The following is a 17,331-nucleotide window of genomic DNA, read 5'->3' as shown; positions in this document are numbered from 1 at the left end:
GCGCGGGAGTCCTTTCGCGAGAGTGGTTGCGCGTGGGCCGGGCCGGGGCCCGGCCCACGCGCGTCACGCTGAGATGCGGTCGGCTGCGGCCGCGATCAGCTGCAGGGCTCGACGGCCGGCGGGTCGACGTAGGGAAGGACCGTTCCCGCGGTCGAGTTCCAGGCCTCCTCGTAGGAGCCGTCTGCGTACGCGGCCTCGAGGGTCTCGTTGATGAAGGTGCAGAACTCGGTGTCGTCCTTCTTCAGGCCGATTCCGTACGGCTCCTCCGTGAACGGTTTGCCGACGACCTTGAACTCGCCCTCGTTCTGCGCGGCCAGGCCGGCGAGGATCACGTTGTCGGTGCTGACGGCGACCACGTCACCGCTCCGCAGCGGCTCCAGGCAGTTCGTGTACGTGTCGGTGAGGAACGGGATCGCGCCGATCTCCGCGAGCTTCTGCGCCGGCGTCGAGCCGGTCACCGAGCACACGTTCTGCCCGACGAGGTCGTCTTCGCTCTTGATCGTGTCGTTGTCGGCCAGCACCAGGATCGACTGCCCGGCCAGGTAGTACGGGCCGGCGAAGTCGACGACTTCCTTGCGCTTGTCGTTGATCGTGTAGGTGGCGACGACGATGTCGACCTCGCCGTTCTCGATGAACGGCTCGCGGTTGGCGGAGACGGCCTCCTTCCACTGGATGTTCTCCGGTGCGATGCCGAGGCCCTTCGCGATGATCTTCGCGATCTCGACGTCGAAGCCCTCCGGCTCGCCGTCCAGGTTGATCAACCCGAAGAGGGGCTGGTCGAACTTCGTGCCGACGGTCATCGTGCCGGCATCCGCCAGCGCGGCCATGGTCGTTCCCTCGGCGAAGGTGGGCGCGGGGGCCGCGCTCTCGCCACCGTCGGTCGATCCGGTGTCACCGCTCGCGCACGCGGCGAGAGCGAGAACGCTGGCCGCAGCTAGGGCGATCAGGGGCATTCTCTTCTTCATGTTCATCCTCATTTCGTCTGGGTGATTCATGGTGGGTGGCGTTTCGGGTGTGGGTGGGGGTCTTCGCGTGCGCTCAGCGCCGGGGTCTCAGTGTTCGAGGATCTTGGAGAGGAAGTCCTGCGCGCGATGCGACTGCGGGTTCGAGAAGAAGTTCTCGGGGGTGGCCTCCTCGACGATCTCGCCGTCGGCCATGAACAGCACGCGGTCGGCGGCTTTGCGGGCGAAGCCCATCTCGTGGGTGACGACGATCATCGTCATGCCGTCCTTGGCGAGGCCGATCATCACATCGAGCACCTCGTTGATCATCTCGGGGTCGAGGGCGCTGGTCGGCTCGTCCATCAGGATCAGCTTCGGGCTCATCGCCAGCGAGCGGGCGATGGCGACGCGCTGCTGCTGGCCGCCGGAGAGCTGGGCGGGCATCTTGCCGGCCTGGTTGGCGACGCCCACCCGCTCAAGCAGCTCCATGGCCTTCTGCTTGGCCTGTGCCTTGGGGAGCTTCTTCACCTTGATCGGCGCGAGGGTCACGTTCTCCAGCACGGTCTTGTGCGAGAACAGGTTGAACGACTGGAAAACCATGCCGACGTCGGCACGCAGCCGGGCGAGCTCGGCGCCCTCCTCCGGCAGGTGCTCACCGTCGATCGTGATGGAGCCGGAGTCGATGGTCTCGAGCCGGTTGATGGCGCGACAGAGCGTCGACTTGCCTGACCCGCTCGGCCCGATCACCACCACGACCTCGCCGCGCGCGACGGTCGTGTTGATGTTCTTCAGAACGTGCAGCTCACCGAAGTGCTTGTTGACGTTGTCGATGACCACGAGGGGCTCGCCGCGTCGAACGGCGATGTTCGAGGTGGCGGGCTCCAGGCGGGCTTTCTTCGGATTTGAATCCATACCCCCAACATAGGGACACAGACCCCTGTTGCATCACCCCTTCGGGGGGTGGTTACACAACTGTTACGGGGCCGCAGCCGCGGGCCGCGGCTGCGGGGACGCCGTTACCGGTCGCTGGCGCTGCGCTGGGCGAAGGCGGACTCGTAGAGGCAGACGGATGCCGCGGTCGCCAGGTTCATCGACTCGGCCTGACCGTAGATCGGCACCATGACGGAGCGCTCGGCCAGCGCCAGCTTCTCCTCGGTGAGGCCGCGGGCCTCGTTGCCGAACAGCCAGGCGGTCGGCTCGGCCAGCAGACCGGTGGCACGCACCTCGAGCATGTCCTCGCCCTTGATGTCGGCGGCGATCAGCTGCAGGCCGGCCTCGCGCACGCGGAGGCGCACGTCCTCCAGCTCGACGTCGATGGCGATCGGCAGGTGGAACAGGCTGCCGGTGGTGGAGCGGACCACCTTGGGGTTGTACAGGTCGACGGAGCGGCCGGTCAGGATCACGGCGTCGGCGCCTGCGGCATCCGCCGCCCGGATGATCGTTCCTGCGTTGCCGGGGTCGCGGACCTCTTCGAGGATGGCGATGAGCTTCGGCTTGCCGGCGAAGATGTCCTTCAGGGCGGTCGGGAAGACGCGGCAGACGGCGATGAAGCCCTGCGGGGTGACGGTGTCGGCCATCGCGTTCAGCACCTGCTCGGTGACGAACTCGAACGGGACGTCGGCCTCCTCGGCCGCCTGGGCGATCTCCGGGTAGCGGTCCAGCGCGGTCGGCGTGCCGAACAGCTCCTGCACCAGCTCCGGGCGGAAGTTCAGGGCCTCGGCGACGGCCTGCGGGCCCTCGAGCAGGAAGAATCCGCTCTCGACCCTCGCAGCCTTCTTCGCCAACTTGGCTACGGAGCGAACGCGGGGAGAACGAGGATTTTCAAGCATGCCTCAAGTCTACCGACAGCGCGAAAAAGGCCCGACACCACGCGGGTGTCGGGCCTTCTCAAGATGGTGATGCTTACGCAGCGACCTTCGCCTTGGGAGCGTTGACGTCGGCGGGCAGCGCCTTCTTCGCGGTCTGCACGAGGGCAGCGAAGGTGGCGGGCTCGTTGACGGCCAGCTCGGCCAGGATGCGACGGTCAACCTGCACGCCAGCCAGGCCGAGGCCCTGGATGAGGCGGTTGTAGGTCATGCCGTTGGCACGCGACGCAGCGTTGATGCGCTGGATCCACAGGCGACGGAACTCACCCTTGCGGGCACGGCGGTCGCGGAAGCTGTAGACCAGCGAGTGCGTGACCTGCTCTTTGGCCTTGCGGTAGAGGCGCGAACGCTGGCCGCGGTAGCCCTTGGCGCGCTCGAGGATAACCCGACGCTTCTTGTGGGCGTTGACGGCCCTCTTTACTCTTGCCATTTTTGTTTCTTCCTAACGGGTGTGACGGCGGGTGATCGAGAGGATCAGCGACCGAGAAGCTTCTTGATGACCTTGGCGTCTGCCGGAGCCAGCACCTGGTCCTGGTTCAGGCGAGCCTTGCGCTTCGAGGCCTTGACCTCGAGGTTGTGACGCATTCCGGCCTGCTGCTTCATGATCTTGCCGCTGCCGGTGACCTTGAAGCGCTTCTTGGACCCGGAGTGGGTCTTCTGCTTAGGCATTGTTTTCCTCCTGCTTCGCCGCTTTAGTCGCGGCCCGATTTGCGTTGGCCTCACCCTTGACCTCTGACTTGTTCTTCAGAGGACCAATGACCATGACCATGTTTCGACCGTCGATGGTGGGGGTCGATTCCACAGAACCGTACTCCGCCACATCTTCGGCAAATTTCTGGAGCAGGCGCACGCCCTGATCGGGGCGGGACTGCTCGCGACCACGGAACAAGATCATTGCTTTGACCTTGTCGCCGCCCTGGAGGAAGCCGATGGCGCGCTTCATCTTGGTCTCGTAGTCGTGCTTGTCAATCTTGAGACGGAACCGGACCTCTTTGAGGATCGTGTTCGCCTGGTTGCGACGGGCTTCCTTCGCCTTCTGCGCAGCCTCGTACTTGAACTTGCCGAAATCCATGATCTTGGCCACGGGGGGCTTCGAGTTGGGGGCAACCTCAACGAGATCGAGGTCAGCCTCCTGCGCCATGCGCAGTGCGACCTCAATTTTGACGACGCCGACCTGCTCGCCACCAGGGCCGACGAGGCGGACCTCTGGCACTCGGATGCGGTCGTTTGTACGGGGATCGGTGATGCGAGTCTCCATCTACTCAAGATTCAGCCACTGCCACAGTGCGGATGCCCTGTGACGGACGAAGAGGAGAGATTCACGCAAAGACCACTCGTGCGAACACGAGCTTTCTTGCTGCACCCTGGCTGCTCTCCCGCGCCCCAGTCGAAACTGTTCTGCGGGAAAACGGAGTGCTAACTACCCGGTAACCTAGTGAAGCGGTCAAGCGCGGGTGGGAGAATATCCACTTTCGTCACGGAGCATTCGCTCCGTAGCCCAGATGAGCCTAGCAGAGGAATGCCTTGAGCAATAATTTTGATGAAAACCCGGCATTCGACGAGGACGCCGCAGCAGCACAGGCCGCTGAGGCCACCCGTGACATCGCAGACGTGCCAGCGGTTGAGGTCATCACGACCACCGCCGTGCACCTGATGAGCGCGGCCGCCGTCAAGTGCGGCCTGGCCGACGACCCCGAGACGCAGCAGGACCTGGACGAGGCGCGCAAACTCATCAACGCCCTTGCCGGCCTGATCACCGCCGCCGCCCCGGAGATCAGCGACATGCACGCCCGCAGCCTGCGCGACGGCCTGCGCTCCCTGCAGCTGGCCTTCCGCGAGGCCTCCGTCATCCCGGATGCCATCGGCCAGGGCCCGGGCGAGAAGTACACCGGCCCCGTCAACTAGGCGGCCACACCCGGCGGCCTCAACCAGGCCGCCACGCCAGGACGGTGCGCGGCCGCGCGGAGCGAGAGGCTCAGCGCGGCGGCAGCGCCGCCCGCACGGCGTCGACCGTGGCGCGCACCTCGTCGGCATCCGTCGCCCAGTTGCTCACCGAGAACCGCAGCACGGCCCGATCCTGCCAGTGCGACGGCGAGGCCAACACGCGGCCCTCTGCCAGCAAGCGCTCCCCCAGTGCCGTGGTCGCCTCGTCATCCTGCATCGCCATGCAGACCTGGGTGAACACGACATCGTTGAGGATGCGGACGCCGGGCAGCGCCGCGAGCTCCTCCGCGAGTCTGCTCGCGTTCTGAGCGAGTCCGGTGACGAGCTGCTCGACGCCGTCGCGGCCGAGCCAGCGCAGGGTGGCCAAGAGGGGGACGCCGCGTGCGCGGCGCGACATCTCCGGCACCTTCTCGAACGGGTCGGCCCCGGCCGCCGGCGCGAGCAGGTAGCTCGCGTGCACGCCGAATGCCGTGTGCAGCGCGGTGGGGCGGGCGACGATCGCCACCCCGCAGTCGTAGGGCACGTTGAGGGTCTTGTGGGCGTCGGTCGCCCAGGAGTCGGCGAGCTCGTACCCGGCGGTCAGGTGACGGAGACCGGGGGCCGCGCCCGCCCAGAGCCCGAAAGCGCCGTCGACGTGCTGCCAGGCGCCGGCGGCCCGGCACAGGGCGGATGCCGCGGCGAAGTCGTCGAACGCCCCGGAGTGGATGTTCCCCGCCTGCAGGCAGACGATCGTCGGGCCGCTCCCCTCGCCGAGCGCCCGCGCGAGCCCGGCGATGCTGATCCGGCCGTGGGCGTCCGCAGGAACCAGGGTGGCCTCGCCGAGGCCGAGGTAGCGTGCGGCGAGATCGACCGCGCCGTGCCGCTCTGCCCCGGCGATGAGGCGGATGCGCGGGGCGCCGCTCAGGCCGTCGCGGTTCACGTCCCAGCCTGCCTGCTCGAGCACGTGCTGGCGGCCGGCGGCCATCCCGACGAAGTTGGCGGCCGTCGCACCCGTCACGAAACCGACGTCGGCGCCGCCCGGCAGGCCGAGCAGCTGCAGCAGCCACTCGCCCGCCAGCTCCTCCGCGGCGATCACGCCGGGTGTCGCGTCGCGCATCCCCGCGTTCTGGTCCCAGGCGCTCACCAGCCAGTCGGCGGCGAGGGCGACCGGATAGGTGCCGCCCATCACCCAGCCGAAGAAGCGGCCGGACTGGCTCGCCATCAGCCCCGGCTCGACCGCTGCAGCGAGCTGCTCGATCACGGACTCGGCCTCGAGCCCGTGCGGCGGCAGCTCCCGGCCGATGGCGGCCTTCACCTGGTCGATGTCGTGGGCGGCGGGGATCGGGCGGCTGAAGACGCCGTCCAGCCAGCGTCTGGCCACGCCGGCGGCGGTGTCCAGCACCGCGTCGTAGGCCGCCGTCGGTGCCGGGGCTGTCTGGGTGCCCCCACTGAGCGGAACGGCATCCAGCGGGGTGCCTGGATCCATCGGGATGCCGGGATCCGTCGGGGTGCGGGGAGGCTGAGGTGTGTCCATCCGGAGACCTGGATTCTGCGCGCGGCGCGCTCCCCCGATTCTCCGCCCGCTCCCCCGGCCCGTCAACGGCGCGGCTCAGGCGGAGCGGACCAGCTTCACCGTGAGCGAGTCGACCTGCGTGGCGATGACGTCGCTGGCGGCCCAGCGCTGCGCGAGCCGGGCGAGGGTCGCGTCAAGCAGCTCCCGGGTGAGGCCGTCGACGAGCTCGAGCCGCACGATCAGCTCTGGGCCGGCCAGCACCGCGCCGGGGTCGCCGGGCACGAGGGTGACGGAGAGCACGGAGAGCTCGGTGCGCACCGAGTGCTGGAAGGCCTCGAGCACCGCGCCGGACTCGAAGCTCGGCCGCCACGGCTGCGCCTGCGCGATCGCCCAGAGGGCGGGGCGGCGCAGCGCGAACTCGGTCGGCGAGAGCGGGTCGAGCACGACGAGGTCGGTGTTCTCGCTGGCGGCGGCCAGCGCGACGCGCACGCCGTCGGCCGGCACGGGCCTGGCCTGCGGGTTCCACCTGGCCATCGCCTGTACCGAGCTGAACACGGGCAGCACGTTGCGGCCGTCCGGTCCGGCGACGGTGACGATCGAGAGCTCCTGGCTCTTGTCGATGGTGTGGCCGTGCTCGTTCTCGCCGGCCTCGCCGAGGTGGGCGACGAGCGGGATCAGCAGCCGGGCGCCGCGCAGGGCGTCGACGACGCCCGCCTGCCCGTGCTCCCCCGCCCGGAAGCGGGCGAGGGCGTCCAGCAACTCCGGCGGCGCGGAGCCGTCATCCTCTGCGTGCGTGTTCTCGTCGAAGCTGCGGCCGGCCCAGGGCTGGCCGGCGGAGTCGGCGAGGTGCGCGGGGAGCTGCGGCGCTGCACCGGGCTCCGGCTGCGCCGGGTCGGCCGGCGTCGGGTCGGGTCGCTTTGGTTCGGGCTGCGTGGGCACGGGCTGCTCGATCCGGTTCAGTCGCTCGCGACGTCCAGCGCCTCGGCCAGCGTGAATGCGCCCGCGTAGAGCGCCTTGCCGACGATGGCGCCCTCGAGGCCGCCGGGGACGAGCTGGCGCAGGGCCGCGATGTCGTCGAGGTTGGAGATGCCGCCGGAGGCGACGACGGGGCGGTGGGTGCGCGCCATGACCTGCTTGAGCAGTTCGATGTTCGGCCCCTGCAGGGTGCCGTCCTTGGTCACGTCGGTGACGACGTAGCGGGCACAGCCGGCGCTCTCCAGGCGGTCCAGCACGGACCAGAGGTCGCCGCCGTCCTGCGTCCAGCCGCGGGCGGCCAGCGTGGTGCCGCGCACGTCGAGGCCGACGGCGATGGCGTCGCCGTACTGGGCGATGACGCTGGCGGCCCACTCGGGGTTCTCCAGCGCGGCGGTGCCGAGGTTGATGCGCTTGGCGCCCATGTCGAGGGCGGATTCCAGCGAGGCGTCGTCGCGGATGCCGCCGGACAGCTCGATGTGCACGCCCTTGACCTGGCGCAGCACCTTCTTGACCACGCTGTGGTTGTTGCCCCGGCCGAACGCGGCGTCGAGGTCGACCAGGTGGATCCACTCGGCGCCCTGGGCGGCCCAGTCGGCCGCGGCGTCGACGGGGTCGCCGTAGTTGGTCTCGGTGCCGGCCTCGCCCTGGGTCAGGCGCACGGCCTTTCCGCCGGCGATGTCAACAGCGGGCAGAAGCACAAGACGCGGGGTCTTGTTGAACTCACTCATGATTGTCCTTGACTCGATGGCCGCCACGTTCGGGCGGCCGACACAAACAGTTGATACTACGCGCTCGGCGTCTGACGCTGCGCGCCCCCGGACCTGGCGGGGCGATTTTGCTCAGGCTGAGCGCAGGGAGTCCAGCCAGTTCTTCAACAGACGGATGCCGGCATCCCCCGACTTCTCCGGGTGGAATTGCGTGGCGGAGAGCGGCCCGTTCTCGACCGCTGCGAGGAAGCGCCCGCCGTGCTCCGCCCAGCTCAGGCTCGGCTCGGGGAAGGGCGGCATGACGTCGAGCGTCCAGCTCTGGGCGGCGTAGGAGTGCACGAAGTAGAAGCGCTCGTCCTCGACGCCGTTGAACAGCACGGAGTTCTCGCCGGTCTCGATCGTGTTCCAGCCCATGTGCGGCAGCACCTCGGCCGGCAGCTCGGTGACGGCGCCCGGCCACTCGCCGAGGCCCTCCGTGTCGACGCCGCGCTCGACGCCGTGCTCGAACAGGACCTGCATGCCGACGCAGATGCCCATCACGGGGCGGCCGCCGCCGAGGCGCCGGTCGATGATCTCGTCGCCGCGCACGGCGCGCAGCGCGCTCATCACCGCGCTGAACGCCCCGACACCGGGAACCAGCAGGCCGTCGGCCTCCTGGGCGAGCTTGCGGTCCGCCGTCAGGGTGACGTCGGCGCCGGCAAGCTCCAGGGCCTTGACGGCCGAGTGCACATTGCCGGTTCCGTAGTCGAGGACGACGACGCTGGGTGCGCTCACAGCGCGCCCTTGGTGGAGGGGATGCCGACGACGAGCGGGTCGACGGCCTTGGCCTGGCGGAAGGCGCGCGCGAAGGCCTTGAACTCGGCCTCGGCGATGTGGTGCGCGTCGCGGCCGCCCAGCACGGTGATGTGCACGGTGAGGGCCGCGTTGTAGGTGATGGCCTCGAAGACGTGCCGCACCATCGAGCCGGTGAAGTGGCCGCCGATGAGGTGGTACTCGAAGCCGGCGGGCTCGCCGCTGTGCACGAGGTAGGGGCGGCCGGAGATGTCGACGACGGCCTGGACGAGCGCCTCGTCGAGCGGGACGAGGGCGTCGCCGTACCGGGAGATGCCGCTCTTGTCGCCGAGCGCCTCGCGGATCGCGAAACCGAGCGCGATGCCGATGTCCTCGACCGTGTGGTGCACGTCGATCTCGGTGTCGCCGTGGGCGCGCACCGTGAGGTCGGTCAGCGAGTGCTTCGCAAACGCCGTGAGCAGGTGATCGTAGAACGGGACGGAGGTCTGGATGTCGGCGACGCCGGTTCCGTCCAGGTTGATCGACAGCTCGATGCTGGACTCGCTGGTCTCGCGGCGAATCGAGGCGGTACGGGGCGCAGAAGGGCTCATACCTTGATTCTATTCACCGCCGGGGGCCTGTGACGCTGCCCCGCCGGGCCCGCCGGAACCGCGGCCGTCGGGGCCGATCTCGGCCAGCGCGGTCAGGAACGCGCTCGTCTCGGCCTCGGTCCCGGCCGTGACGCGCATCTGACCGGGCAGGCTGACCTCGCGGATCAGGATGCCGCGGTCCAGCAGCGCCTCGAAGACGGCGTGCGGGTCGGCCACACCCCCGAACAGCACGAAGTTGCTCGCGCTCTCGTATGGCTCGTAGCCGAGCGCGCCGAGCTCCCGCACGAGGCGGTCGCGCTGCACCCGGATCTCGCCGACCATGCCGAGCATCTCGGCGGAGTGTGCCAGCGCGGCGTTGGCCGCGGCCTGCGTGAAGGCGGACAGGTGGTACGGGAGGCGCACCAGGCGCAGCGCGTCGGTGACGGCCGGGTCTGCGGCCAGGTAGCCGACCCGGGCGCCGGCGAAGGCGAAGGCCTTGCTCATGGTGCGCGAGACGAGCAGGCGCGGCCGGCCGGGCAGGAGGCCGAGCGCGCTCGGCGTGCCCTCCGGCGAGAACTCGGCGTACGCCTCGTCGACGACGACGATCGCGGCGCCGTCGTCATACTGGCTGGCCTCGTAGACGGCCTCGATGACGGCCAGCGGCAGCGGCGTGCCGGTGGGGTTGTTCGGGGAGCAGAGGAAGATGAGGTTGGGCTGGTGCTCGCGCACGGCCGCGGCGGCACTCTCCGGGCTGATCGTGTAGTCGGCGGCGCGCGGCACGCCGATCCACTCCGTTCCGGTGCCGGAGGCGAGCAGCGGGTACATCGAATAGGTGGGGGTGAAGCTGAGCAGGGTGCGGCCGGGGCCGCCGAAGGCCTGCAGGATGTGCTGCAGCACCTCGTTGGAGCCGTTCGCCGCCCAGATGTTGGCGGCGTCGAGGCCGTGGCCGAGGTAGCGGGCGAAGCTCTCGCGCAGCTCCGTGAACTCGCGATCCGGGTAGCGGTTCACGCTGAGCACGGCCGCGGCGACGCGGGCCACGATGTCGTGGGCGACATCCTCCGGGATGCCGTGGCTGTTCTCGTTGACGTTGAGGGCAACGGGGACGACGGCCTGCGGGGCGCCGTACGGCTGCTGCCCGACAAGGTCGTCACGGAGGGGGAGATCGCTGAGATTCGTCACCGTACGAGTCTATGGGGAGCGTCTGGGCGCCGGCGTGATCGTTACGCCGCGGGCGCCACCCGCTGCGCGGCGCTAGTAGCCGGCGGGGATGGCCAGGCGCTGGCCGGCCTGGACCTGGGAGGAGTCGAGCTGGTTGAGCTCGATGAAGGCGGCGATGACATCGCGCGGATCGGCCTGCGGTGCCAGCTCGACGGCGAGGGTCCAGAGCGACTCCCCCGGCGGCACGGAGATGTAGTCGAAGCTGGCGCCCTGCTGGCTGGCGTCGCCGGCGACGGCGCCGCCGCCGTTGACGGCGAACATGAGCGCCCCGGCCACGATGGGCAGGGCTGCGAGCGTCGTGAACACGACGCGGCCGCGGCGGGTCAATCGAAGGTGGCTACGAACAACGACCGGGGCGTCAGCGCCCTGCACGGCCTGCACATTCGCCGGGATTGCGTGTACTGCACTCATTTCGACCTCCTCTGGGATTCGCGCCCGGGCCCTCGGGTGGGACCGGATTCGAAGCTGTGTTCCGAACATACATTCGAATGATTCGAAGATGCAAGCCTTTCTTCGAGAAATTCGGAAGAAACGCGCGACACACTCGAACATTCGTTTGCCGAGACACCCGCCTCGCGATAAAGTCGTGAGTGTCTGGAGACAGACAATCAGGCACCTCTGACACGGTCAGATGCGCACACCGCCCCGGCGTTGTGCGGCCAGATCACAGCTGGTCAGCACAGCAATTCGGAAGCGGCACGAAGACAGGACAGCGAGGGCAGCACGGTGACGACAGAGCGCGACACACCCCCCGACGTGAAGGGCACGGCGAAGCCGGGCAACCGCCGGCGCAAGAGCCTGAGCGCGAAGCAGATGGCGATCCTCGACGTCATCCAGCGCTCCGTGAGCGCGCGCGGCTACCCGCCGAGCATGCGCGAGATCGGCGACGCCGTCGGCCTGGCCTCGCTCTCCAGCGTCACCTACCAGCTCAAGCAGCTGGAGCTCAGCGGCTACCTGCGCCGCGACCCCAACCGCCCGCGCGCCCTCGAGGTGCTCATCGAGGTGCCGGCACAGAACGAGGGCTCGGAGAGCTACGAGGGCGAGAGCTTCGCCACCCCGATGGCCACCGTCGGCGATGCCGCCATGGTGCCGCTCGTCGGGCGCATCGCCGCCGGCATCCCGATCACCGCCGAGCAGCAGATCGACGAGATCTTCCCGCTGCCCCGCCAGATCGTCGGCAAGGGCGAGCTGTTCATGCTCAAGGTCGTCGGCGAGTCGATGATCGACGCCGCCATCTGCGACGGCGACTGGGTGGTCGTGCGCGCCCAGAAGACGGCGGAGAACGGCGAGATCGTCGCGGCCATGCTCGACAACGAGGCCACCGTGAAGGTGTTCCGCCAGCGCGACGGCCACACCTGGCTGTTGCCGCGCAACAGCAACTTCGAGCCGATCCTCGGCGACTACGCCGAGATCCTGGGCAAGATCGTCGCGGTGCTCCGCAGCGTCTGATCCGAGCACAACAGGGAAGGGCCCCGATGCTGCGCATCGGGGCCCTTCCCTGTTGGCATGTCTCGACTAGCGCGCGGCCGCCCCGGCGCGGACCGCCTGCGTGGCGGCGAGCATGTTCTGCAGCGACTCCGTGGTCTCTGCGTAGCCGCGTGTCTTCAAGCCGCAGTCGGGGTTGACCCAGAGCCGGCGGCCGGGCACGACCTCCAGCGCCCGCTCGAGCAGCTGCGTCATCTCGGCGACCCCGGGCACGCGGGGCGAGTGGATGTCGTACACGCCGGGCCCGATGCCGTGGTCGAATCCGCTGCGGCCGATGTCATCGACGATCTCCATCCGGCTCCGGGCGGCCTCGACGCTCGTCACGTCGGCGTCCAGCCGGCCGATGGCGTCGATGACGTCACCGAACTCCGAGTAGCAGAGGTGGGTGTGGATCTGGGTCTCGGCGCGCACCCCGGCCGTGGCCAGGCGGAAGGACCCGACGGACCAGTCCAGGTAGCCGGCGTGGTCCGCGCGCTGCAGCGGGAGCAGCTCGCGCAGGGCCGGCTCGTCGACCTGGATGATGCCGATTCCGGCGCCCTCCAGCTCGCCGATCTCGTCGCGGAGGGCGAGGGCGAGCTGCGTCGCGGTCTCCCCCAACGGCTGGTCGTCGCGCACGAACGACCAGGCCAGGATCGTCACCGGGCCGGTCAGCATTCCCTTGACCGGCTTCTCGGTGAGGCTCTGCGCGTACACCGCCCAGTCGAGCGTGATCGGGGCGGGGCGGGACACATCGCCCCAGAGCAGCGACGGGCGGGTGCACCGGCTGCCGTAGGACTGCACCCAGCCGTGCTCCGTCACCGCGAAGCCGTCGAGGTTCTCGGCGAAGTACTGCACCATGTCGTTGCGCTCCGGCTCGCCGTGCACGAGCACGTCGAGCCCGATCTCCTCCTGCAGCCGCACGACCCGGTCGATCTCGGCCTTCATCAGGCTCTCGTACTCGGCCGGGCTGAGCGCGCCGGAGTTCAGCCGGGCGCGCGCGCGGCGGATGTCGGCGGTCTGCGGGAAGGAGCCGATCGTCGTGGTCGGCAGCAGCGGCAGCGGCAGGGCCGCCTCCTGGGCGGCGACGCGCTCGGCGTAGTCGCCGCGTTCGTAGTCGGCCGTGCCGAGCGCGCCGGTACGCGCCCGGACGGCGGCGTCGCGCACTCCCGGCGCGGCCAGCCGCTCGGCGAGGGCTGCCGCCGCGGCCTCCAGCTCGGCCCGGACACTCTCCCGCCCGTCGCGGAGCCCGGCGGCGACGGCCGCGATCTGGCCGACCTTCTGGTCGGCGAAGGCGAGCCAGTTGCCGAGCGCGCCCAGCTTGGTCTCCTCGCTCGCGTCGTGCGGGAGGTGCAGCAGGGAGGTCGAGCTCGACACGGAGACGGCCGGCGAGAGCGCGCCGAGCGATTCGGCCGCGGTGAGCGCCGCCTCGAGGTCGCCGCGCCAGATGTTGTGCCCGTCGATGACGCCGGCGACGAGCGTCTTGGACGCCAGCGCCGCAGAGGTCTCCTGCCCCAGCCCGGTCGGCAGGGGCCCGCGCACCAGGTCGAGCCCGATCGCCTCGACGGCGGATGCCGCGAGCACGGGCAGCGCGTCGCCGAGCGCTCCGTAGGGTGCGGCCACGAAGATCGCCGGGCGGGCGGTCGCGCCCGCGAGCACGCGGTAGGCCTCCGCCAACGCGGCCAGCTGCACCGGGCGGGCGACGGGGATGCTCTCGTTGACGAGGCCGGGCTCGTCCAGCTGCACCCACTCCGCTCCGGCGGCGTGCAGGCGCGCGAGCAGCTCGGTGTAGACGGGGAGCAGCTCGTCCAGGCGCGAGAGCGGCTCGAATCCGGCCGGGGCGCCGTCGCTCGCCTTGGCGAGCAGCAGGAAGGTGACCGGGCCGACGATGACGGGGCGGGTCAGGTATCCGCCCGCCTTCGCCTCCTCGAACTCGCGCACCAGGCGGTCGCTGGCCAGCCGGAACTCGGTCTCCGGGCCGATCTCCGGCACCAGGTAGTGGTAGTTGCTGTCGAACCACTTGGTCATCTCCAGCGGGAGGTTGTCGCCGGCGCCGCGGGCCAGCGTGAAGTAGCCGGCCAGGTCGAGGCTGCCGTCATCCGCCACCAGCTGCGCGAAGCGGCTCGGCACGGCTCCGACGGTGACAGCGGTGTCCAGAACGTGGTCGTAGAAGGAGAAGCTCTCCGGGATGGCGGAGTCGCCCCGGCCGAGGCCGAGGCCCGCGAGCCGGGCCCTCGTGGTCGCGCGGAGCTCTGCCGCACGCAGCTCGAGCTCGGCGGCGGTGATGCTGCCCACCCAGAACGCCTCGACGGCGTGCTTGAGCTCGCGCCGGCGGCCGATGCGCGGGTAGCCGAGGATGGTGCCGGCGGGGAACGCCGGAGCGGGAGTGGGTCGTGCGGTCATTCGTCGTCCTTACTGATGGGGTGCGGCCGCTGGGTGGTGCGGCCTGCGGGATTTTCGGGTTCGGCGGTCGTCGGAAAAAGACATGGGGGTAGTGCGGAAAGGTGCCAGAGGGCGTTGCCCGGCGTGGGGGCCGGGGTACAGGGTCGGTCGCGGGCCCGCGCTAGCGGCCGGCGACCGCCGGCATTCGGCCGAGGCGTTCCAGCACGCCGAGCACCGCGCGGTGCTGGTTGAAGGTGTACAGGTGCAGGCCGGGTGCGCCGCCGGCGAGAACCTCGGCGGCGACGCGGGCGATGTAGTCGACGCCGATCTCGTGCTGGCGCTCTTCGCTGGGCTCCACCTCGAGGGCGATCTCGAGCTCGGCGGGGATCTCCTCGCCGGTCAGCTCGGCGATCCTGGCCAGCCGGGTCGGGGTGGTCGCGGGCATGAGGCCCGGCACGATGTCGATCGTGACGCCGGCCGTGCGGGCGCGGTCGACGAAGCTGAGGTAGTCGTCGGCGTGGAAGAAGAGCTGGGTGATGGCCAGCGTCGCGCCGGCGACCTGCTTCGCGAGCAGGCTGTCGACGTCGGCGCTCGATCCGCGGGCACGCGGGTGCCCGTTGGGGAAGGCTGCGACGGCGACGCGCTCCGGCCGGCGGCGCCGCGCGATGCGGCTGCCCTGGCTGGCCCCTGGCACGCGCTTCTGGGAGAACGGCTCGCGCTCCTCCTGTACCCGGTGGATCAGCTGCACGAGCTCCGCGGCGCTGCCGAGGTCGCCGAGCTCGGCCGGCCCGGTGACGCCGCTCGGCGGGTCGCCGCGGAGGGCCAGGAAGCTGGTGATGCCGGCGTCCAGGAACTGCCGGACCAGGCTGTTCGCCTCGGCGTGGGAGGAGCCGACGCAGGTGAGGTGGGCCATCGGCTCGACGGCCGTGTGCTCGAGGATGTAGCGGAGCACGGTGAGGGAGCGCTCCCGGGAGGAGCCGCCCGCGCCGTAGGTGACGGAGATGAACGCCGGGTCGGCCTCCGCCAGCTTGTCGATGGTTCGCCCGAGCGCCAGGGCCGCGGCATCCGTGCGGGGCGGGAACAGCTCGAACGAGACGGGCGTCACGACTCCGCTGTGGCCGCCCGCTCGGGGCGAGACGTGGTGGTAAGCGGCCAAGGTGTTGTCCTCTGCGTGGGCGGATGCCGCGCGGTGCAGGGGGTGTCGAACCGTCAGGCCGCGCACCACCGCACAGTGCGGGTGTGGTTGCGGGCGGATGCCGGGCTCGGCTGTCGCTCTGGTTGCCGTCAGACGGCAACAACGTTTCACCGAGAATACAACGGGCAGTCAGCGGCCGGCAGGCTGTGACCGAATGTGACGGGCTAGGCCTCGAGGGCGCCGGCCGGGGCGCGGTAGGCCGAGAACAGGGCCTCGAGGTCGGCGGCGATGCGCGCGTGCACGAGGGTTCCGGTCTCGACGTACTCGGTCGAGATGACCCGGCCCTTCTCGTGCAGCAGCGAGATCAGGTCGCCGCGGTCGTACGGCACGACGAGCTCGATGGCGAGGCTCGGGTCCGGCAGCATCTCGCCGATCGTGGCGAGCAGCTCGTCGATGCCCTCGCCGCTGCGGGCGGAGGCGAAGAGGGCGCGGGGCTCGAGGCCGCGCAGCACCAGTCGGGCGTCGTCGTCGATCAGGTCGGACTTGTTGAAGACGATGAGCTCCGGGATGTCGCGGGCGCCCACCTCGCCGATGACGTCGCGCACGGTGGCGATCTGGCCGGCCGGGTCGGGGTGCGAGCCGTCGACGACGTGCACGATGAGGTCGGAGTCGGCGACCTCCTCCAGCGTGGAGCGGAACGCCTCGACGAGCTGGTGCGGGAGGTTCCGCACGAAGCCGACCGTGTCGGCCAGCGTGTAGATGCGCCCGTCGGCGGTGGTGTTCTTGCGCACGGTGGCATCGAGGGTGGCGAACAGCGAGTTCTCCACCAGCACACCGGCGTGGGTGATGCGGTTCAGGATGCTCGACTTGCCGGCGTTGGTGTAGCCGGCGATGGCGACGGAGGGCACCGCGTTGCGGCGGCGGTTGGCCCGCTTGGCCTCGCGGGCGGGCTTCATCGCGGCGATCTGCTTGCGCAGCTTCGCCATCCGGGTGTGGATGCGGCGGCGGTCCAGCTCGATCTTCGTCTCACCGGGGCCACGGCTGCCCATGCCGGCGCCGGCGCCACCCACCTGGCCACCGGCCTGGCGCGACATGGAGTCACCCCAGCCACGGAGGCGGGGCAGCAGGTACTGCAGCTGGGCGAGCTCGACCTGCGCCTTGCCCTCACGGCTCTTCGCGTGCTGGCTGAAGATGTCGAGGATGACGGCGGTGCGGTCGATGACCTTCACCTTGACCACGTCTTCGAGTGCGCGGCGCTGGCTGGGCGCGAGCTCGGTGTCGGCGATGACGGTGTCGGCGCCGAGAGCCTGCACGATGCCGGCCAGCTCGCGCGCCTTGCCGCTGCCCAGGAAGGTGCTCGGGTCCGGGTTGGGGCGCCGCTGCAGCAGGCCGTCGAGCACGGTGGCACCGGCGGTCTCTGCCAGGGCGGCCAGTTCGCGCATCGAGTTCTCGGCGTCATCCACCGAGCCCTGCATGTAGATGCCGATCAGGACGACGTTCTCGAGGCGCAGCTGGCGGTACTCGACCTCTGTGACGTCTTCGAGCTCGGTGGAGAGGCTCGGCACGCGCCGCAAGGCGTTGCGGTCGTCGCGGTCGAGCTGCTCGCCGTCGCTGAACGCGGCGGCGCCGGTCTCGGTCTGCAGCGCCTGCGCGCCGCTGGCGAAGATGCCGGAGCTGAAGTGGGCGCTGCCCGCCGAACGGGCCTCGGCGCTGGCCAGCACCCGGGCGACGACGTCGTCGCTCTCGAATGCACCGTCGCCGTCAAAGGCGTCGGTGCCGGTGCTGTCGTTGGTGGTGTTGCTGGCGTCAGTCATTGCTCTCAGTTTACGGGTTTCAATCTGCGATAGATT

The 17,331-nt window shown here is 70.0% G+C and carries 18 protein-coding genes; 2 read left to right on the top strand and 16 right to left on the bottom strand.

From position 1 onward, the window contains the following. Nucleotides 1-95: 95 nt before the first annotated feature. The 6 genes from GY24_RS06885 to infC all read right to left on the bottom strand — a co-directional run bounded on the left by GY24_RS06885 (nucleotide 96) and on the right by infC (nucleotide 4,064). Nucleotides 96-971, bottom strand: a complete 876-nt coding sequence (locus GY24_RS06885) for a glutamate ABC transporter substrate-binding protein (RefSeq protein WP_407662153.1) — start codon at nucleotides 969-971, stop codon at nucleotides 96-98. A gap of 81 nt (nucleotides 972-1,052) precedes the next feature. Further along, nucleotides 1,053-1,853 carry an amino acid ABC transporter ATP-binding protein gene (locus GY24_RS06880; protein WP_083364457.1) on the bottom strand — a complete coding sequence of 267 codons (801 nt, stop codon included), beginning with the start codon at nucleotides 1,851-1,853 and terminating at the stop codon, nucleotides 1,053-1,055. A 104-nt stretch (nucleotides 1,854-1,957) separates the two neighbouring features. After that, nucleotides 1,958-2,770, bottom strand: a complete 813-nt coding sequence (locus GY24_RS06875) for a TrmH family RNA methyltransferase (RefSeq protein WP_104474965.1) — start codon at nucleotides 2,768-2,770, stop codon at nucleotides 1,958-1,960. Nucleotides 2,771-2,843: 73 nt separating this feature from the next. Further along, entirely contained in the window at nucleotides 2,844-3,236 is a 393-nt protein-coding gene (gene rplT / locus GY24_RS06870) for a 50S ribosomal protein L20 (protein ID WP_083364459.1), read from the bottom strand. 44 nt (nucleotides 3,237-3,280) lie between these two features. After that, a complete protein-coding gene (gene rpmI, locus GY24_RS06865) occupies nucleotides 3,281-3,475 on the bottom strand; it encodes a 50S ribosomal protein L35 (protein ID WP_047406521.1) in 195 nt (64 codons plus the stop codon). After that, nucleotides 3,468-4,064 (bottom strand): translation initiation factor IF-3, encoded by a 597-nt coding sequence (gene infC / locus GY24_RS06860; protein WP_083364460.1) that lies wholly within the window; start codon nucleotides 4,062-4,064, stop codon nucleotides 3,468-3,470. Before infC ends, rpmI begins: the two co-directional genes overlap by 8 nt. A gap of 266 nt (nucleotides 4,065-4,330) precedes the next feature. Here infC and GY24_RS06855 point away from each other — a divergent pair, with 266 nt between their 5' ends. Then, nucleotides 4,331-4,711: a DUF1844 domain-containing protein gene (locus tag GY24_RS06855; RefSeq protein WP_104474964.1), complete on the top strand. Its 381-nt coding sequence runs from the start codon at nucleotides 4,331-4,333 to the stop codon at nucleotides 4,709-4,711. Between the two features lie 70 nt (nucleotides 4,712-4,781). Here the strand turns inward: GY24_RS06855 and GY24_RS06850 are convergent, their stop codons facing one another. The 7 genes from GY24_RS06850 to GY24_RS06820 form a co-directional block, all read right to left on the bottom strand. Next, entirely contained in the window at nucleotides 4,782-6,263 is a 1,482-nt protein-coding gene (locus GY24_RS06850) for a pyridoxal phosphate-dependent decarboxylase family protein (RefSeq protein WP_233279239.1), read from the bottom strand. Nucleotides 6,264-6,338: 75 nt separating this feature from the next. Beyond that, complete coding sequence (locus GY24_RS06845; protein WP_104474962.1) at nucleotides 6,339-7,181, bottom strand: SseB family protein; 843 nt, start codon at nucleotides 7,179-7,181, stop codon at nucleotides 6,339-6,341. Between the two features lie 17 nt (nucleotides 7,182-7,198). Further along, nucleotides 7,199-7,945 (bottom strand): bifunctional 1-(5-phosphoribosyl)-5-((5-phosphoribosylamino)methylideneamino)imidazole-4-carboxamide isomerase/phosphoribosylanthranilate isomerase PriA, encoded by a 747-nt coding sequence (priA, locus tag GY24_RS06840; RefSeq protein WP_083364464.1) that lies wholly within the window; start codon nucleotides 7,943-7,945, stop codon nucleotides 7,199-7,201. A 111-nt stretch (nucleotides 7,946-8,056) separates the two neighbouring features. After that, the gene (gene hisH, locus GY24_RS06835) at nucleotides 8,057-8,698 is read right to left on the bottom strand and encodes an imidazole glycerol phosphate synthase subunit HisH (protein WP_083364465.1); all 642 of its coding nucleotides are present in this window, start codon (nucleotides 8,696-8,698) and stop codon (nucleotides 8,057-8,059) included. Then, nucleotides 8,695-9,306 carry an imidazoleglycerol-phosphate dehydratase HisB gene (gene hisB / locus GY24_RS06830; protein ID WP_104474961.1) on the bottom strand — a complete coding sequence of 204 codons (612 nt, stop codon included), beginning with the start codon at nucleotides 9,304-9,306 and terminating at the stop codon, nucleotides 8,695-8,697. Before hisB ends, hisH begins: the two co-directional genes overlap by 4 nt. 9 nt (nucleotides 9,307-9,315) lie before the next feature. Further along, nucleotides 9,316-10,464 carry a histidinol-phosphate transaminase gene (locus GY24_RS06825; RefSeq protein WP_104474960.1) on the bottom strand — a complete coding sequence of 383 codons (1,149 nt, stop codon included), beginning with the start codon at nucleotides 10,462-10,464 and terminating at the stop codon, nucleotides 9,316-9,318. A gap of 72 nt (nucleotides 10,465-10,536) precedes the next feature. Next, nucleotides 10,537-10,914 (bottom strand): LysM peptidoglycan-binding domain-containing protein, encoded by a 378-nt coding sequence (locus GY24_RS06820; RefSeq protein ID WP_104474959.1) that lies wholly within the window; start codon nucleotides 10,912-10,914, stop codon nucleotides 10,537-10,539. A 402-nt stretch (nucleotides 10,915-11,316) separates the two neighbouring features. Between GY24_RS06820 and lexA the strand changes: the two genes are divergently transcribed. Further along, complete coding sequence (gene lexA, locus GY24_RS06815; protein WP_202972922.1) at nucleotides 11,317-11,952, top strand: transcriptional repressor LexA; 636 nt, start codon at nucleotides 11,317-11,319, stop codon at nucleotides 11,950-11,952. Nucleotides 11,953-12,018: 66 nt separating this feature from the next. On the opposite strand, the gene metE is transcribed toward lexA, so the two are convergent. The 3 genes from metE to hflX form a co-directional block, all read right to left on the bottom strand. Beyond that, nucleotides 12,019-14,367: a 5-methyltetrahydropteroyltriglutamate--homocysteine S-methyltransferase gene (gene metE, locus GY24_RS06810; protein ID WP_104474958.1), complete on the bottom strand. Its 2,349-nt coding sequence runs from the start codon at nucleotides 14,365-14,367 to the stop codon at nucleotides 12,019-12,021. Nucleotides 14,368-14,527: 160 nt separating this feature from the next. Beyond that, entirely contained in the window at nucleotides 14,528-15,568 is a 1,041-nt protein-coding gene (locus GY24_RS06805) for a methylenetetrahydrofolate reductase (RefSeq protein WP_233279238.1), read from the bottom strand. Between the two features lie 137 nt (nucleotides 15,569-15,705). Continuing rightward, entirely contained in the window at nucleotides 15,706-17,295 is a 1,590-nt protein-coding gene (gene hflX, locus GY24_RS06800; protein WP_104474956.1) for a GTPase HflX, read from the bottom strand. Nucleotides 17,296-17,331 lie beyond the last annotated feature (36 nt).

The organism is Microterricola pindariensis, from assembly GCF_002936985.1.
Classification (GTDB): domain Bacteria; phylum Actinomycetota; class Actinomycetes; order Actinomycetales; family Microbacteriaceae; genus Microterricola; species Microterricola pindariensis.
The sequence above is the reverse complement of the archived record's forward strand: the minus strand, read 5'-3'. Positions and strand labels throughout refer to the sequence as shown.

Excerpts from the sequence above, each read along its gene's own strand:
- rplT (WP_083364459.1), bottom strand. The coding sequence starts at position 3,236 with ATGGCAAGAGTAAAGAGGGCCGTCAACGCCCACAAGAAGCGTCGGGTT.
- GY24_RS06820 (WP_104474959.1), bottom strand. The coding sequence starts at position 10,914 with ATGAGTGCAGTACACGCAATCCCGGCGAATGTGCAGGCCGTGCAGGGC.
- lexA (WP_202972922.1), top strand. The coding sequence starts at position 11,317 with ATGGCGATCCTCGACGTCATCCAGCGCTCCGTGAGCGCGCGCGGCTAC.
- rpmI (WP_047406521.1), bottom strand. The coding sequence starts at position 3,475 with ATGCCTAAGCAGAAGACCCACTCCGGGTCCAAGAAGCGCTTCAAGGTC.
- GY24_RS06880 (WP_083364457.1), bottom strand. The coding sequence starts at position 1,853 with ATGGATTCAAATCCGAAGAAAGCCCGCCTGGAGCCCGCCACCTCGAAC.
- GY24_RS06875 (WP_104474965.1), bottom strand. The coding sequence starts at position 2,770 with ATGCTTGAAAATCCTCGTTCTCCCCGCGTTCGCTCCGTAGCCAAGTTG.
- hisB (WP_104474961.1), bottom strand. The coding sequence starts at position 9,306 with ATGAGCCCTTCTGCGCCCCGTACCGCCTCGATTCGCCGCGAGACCAGC.
- infC (WP_083364460.1), bottom strand. The coding sequence starts at position 4,064 with ATGGAGACTCGCATCACCGATCCCCGTACAAACGACCGCATCCGAGTG.
- priA (WP_083364464.1), bottom strand. The coding sequence starts at position 7,945 with ATGAGTGAGTTCAACAAGACCCCGCGTCTTGTGCTTCTGCCCGCTGTT.
- GY24_RS06885 (WP_407662153.1), bottom strand. The coding sequence starts at position 971 with ATGAACATGAAGAAGAGAATGCCCCTGATCGCCCTAGCTGCGGCCAGC.
- hflX (WP_104474956.1), bottom strand. The coding sequence starts at position 17,295 with ATGACTGACGCCAGCAACACCACCAACGACAGCACCGGCACCGACGCC.
- metE (WP_104474958.1), bottom strand. The coding sequence starts at position 14,367 with ATGACCGCACGACCCACTCCCGCTCCGGCGTTCCCCGCCGGCACCATC.
- GY24_RS06850 (WP_233279239.1), bottom strand. The coding sequence starts at position 6,263 with ATGGACACACCTCAGCCTCCCCGCACCCCGACGGATCCCGGCATCCCG.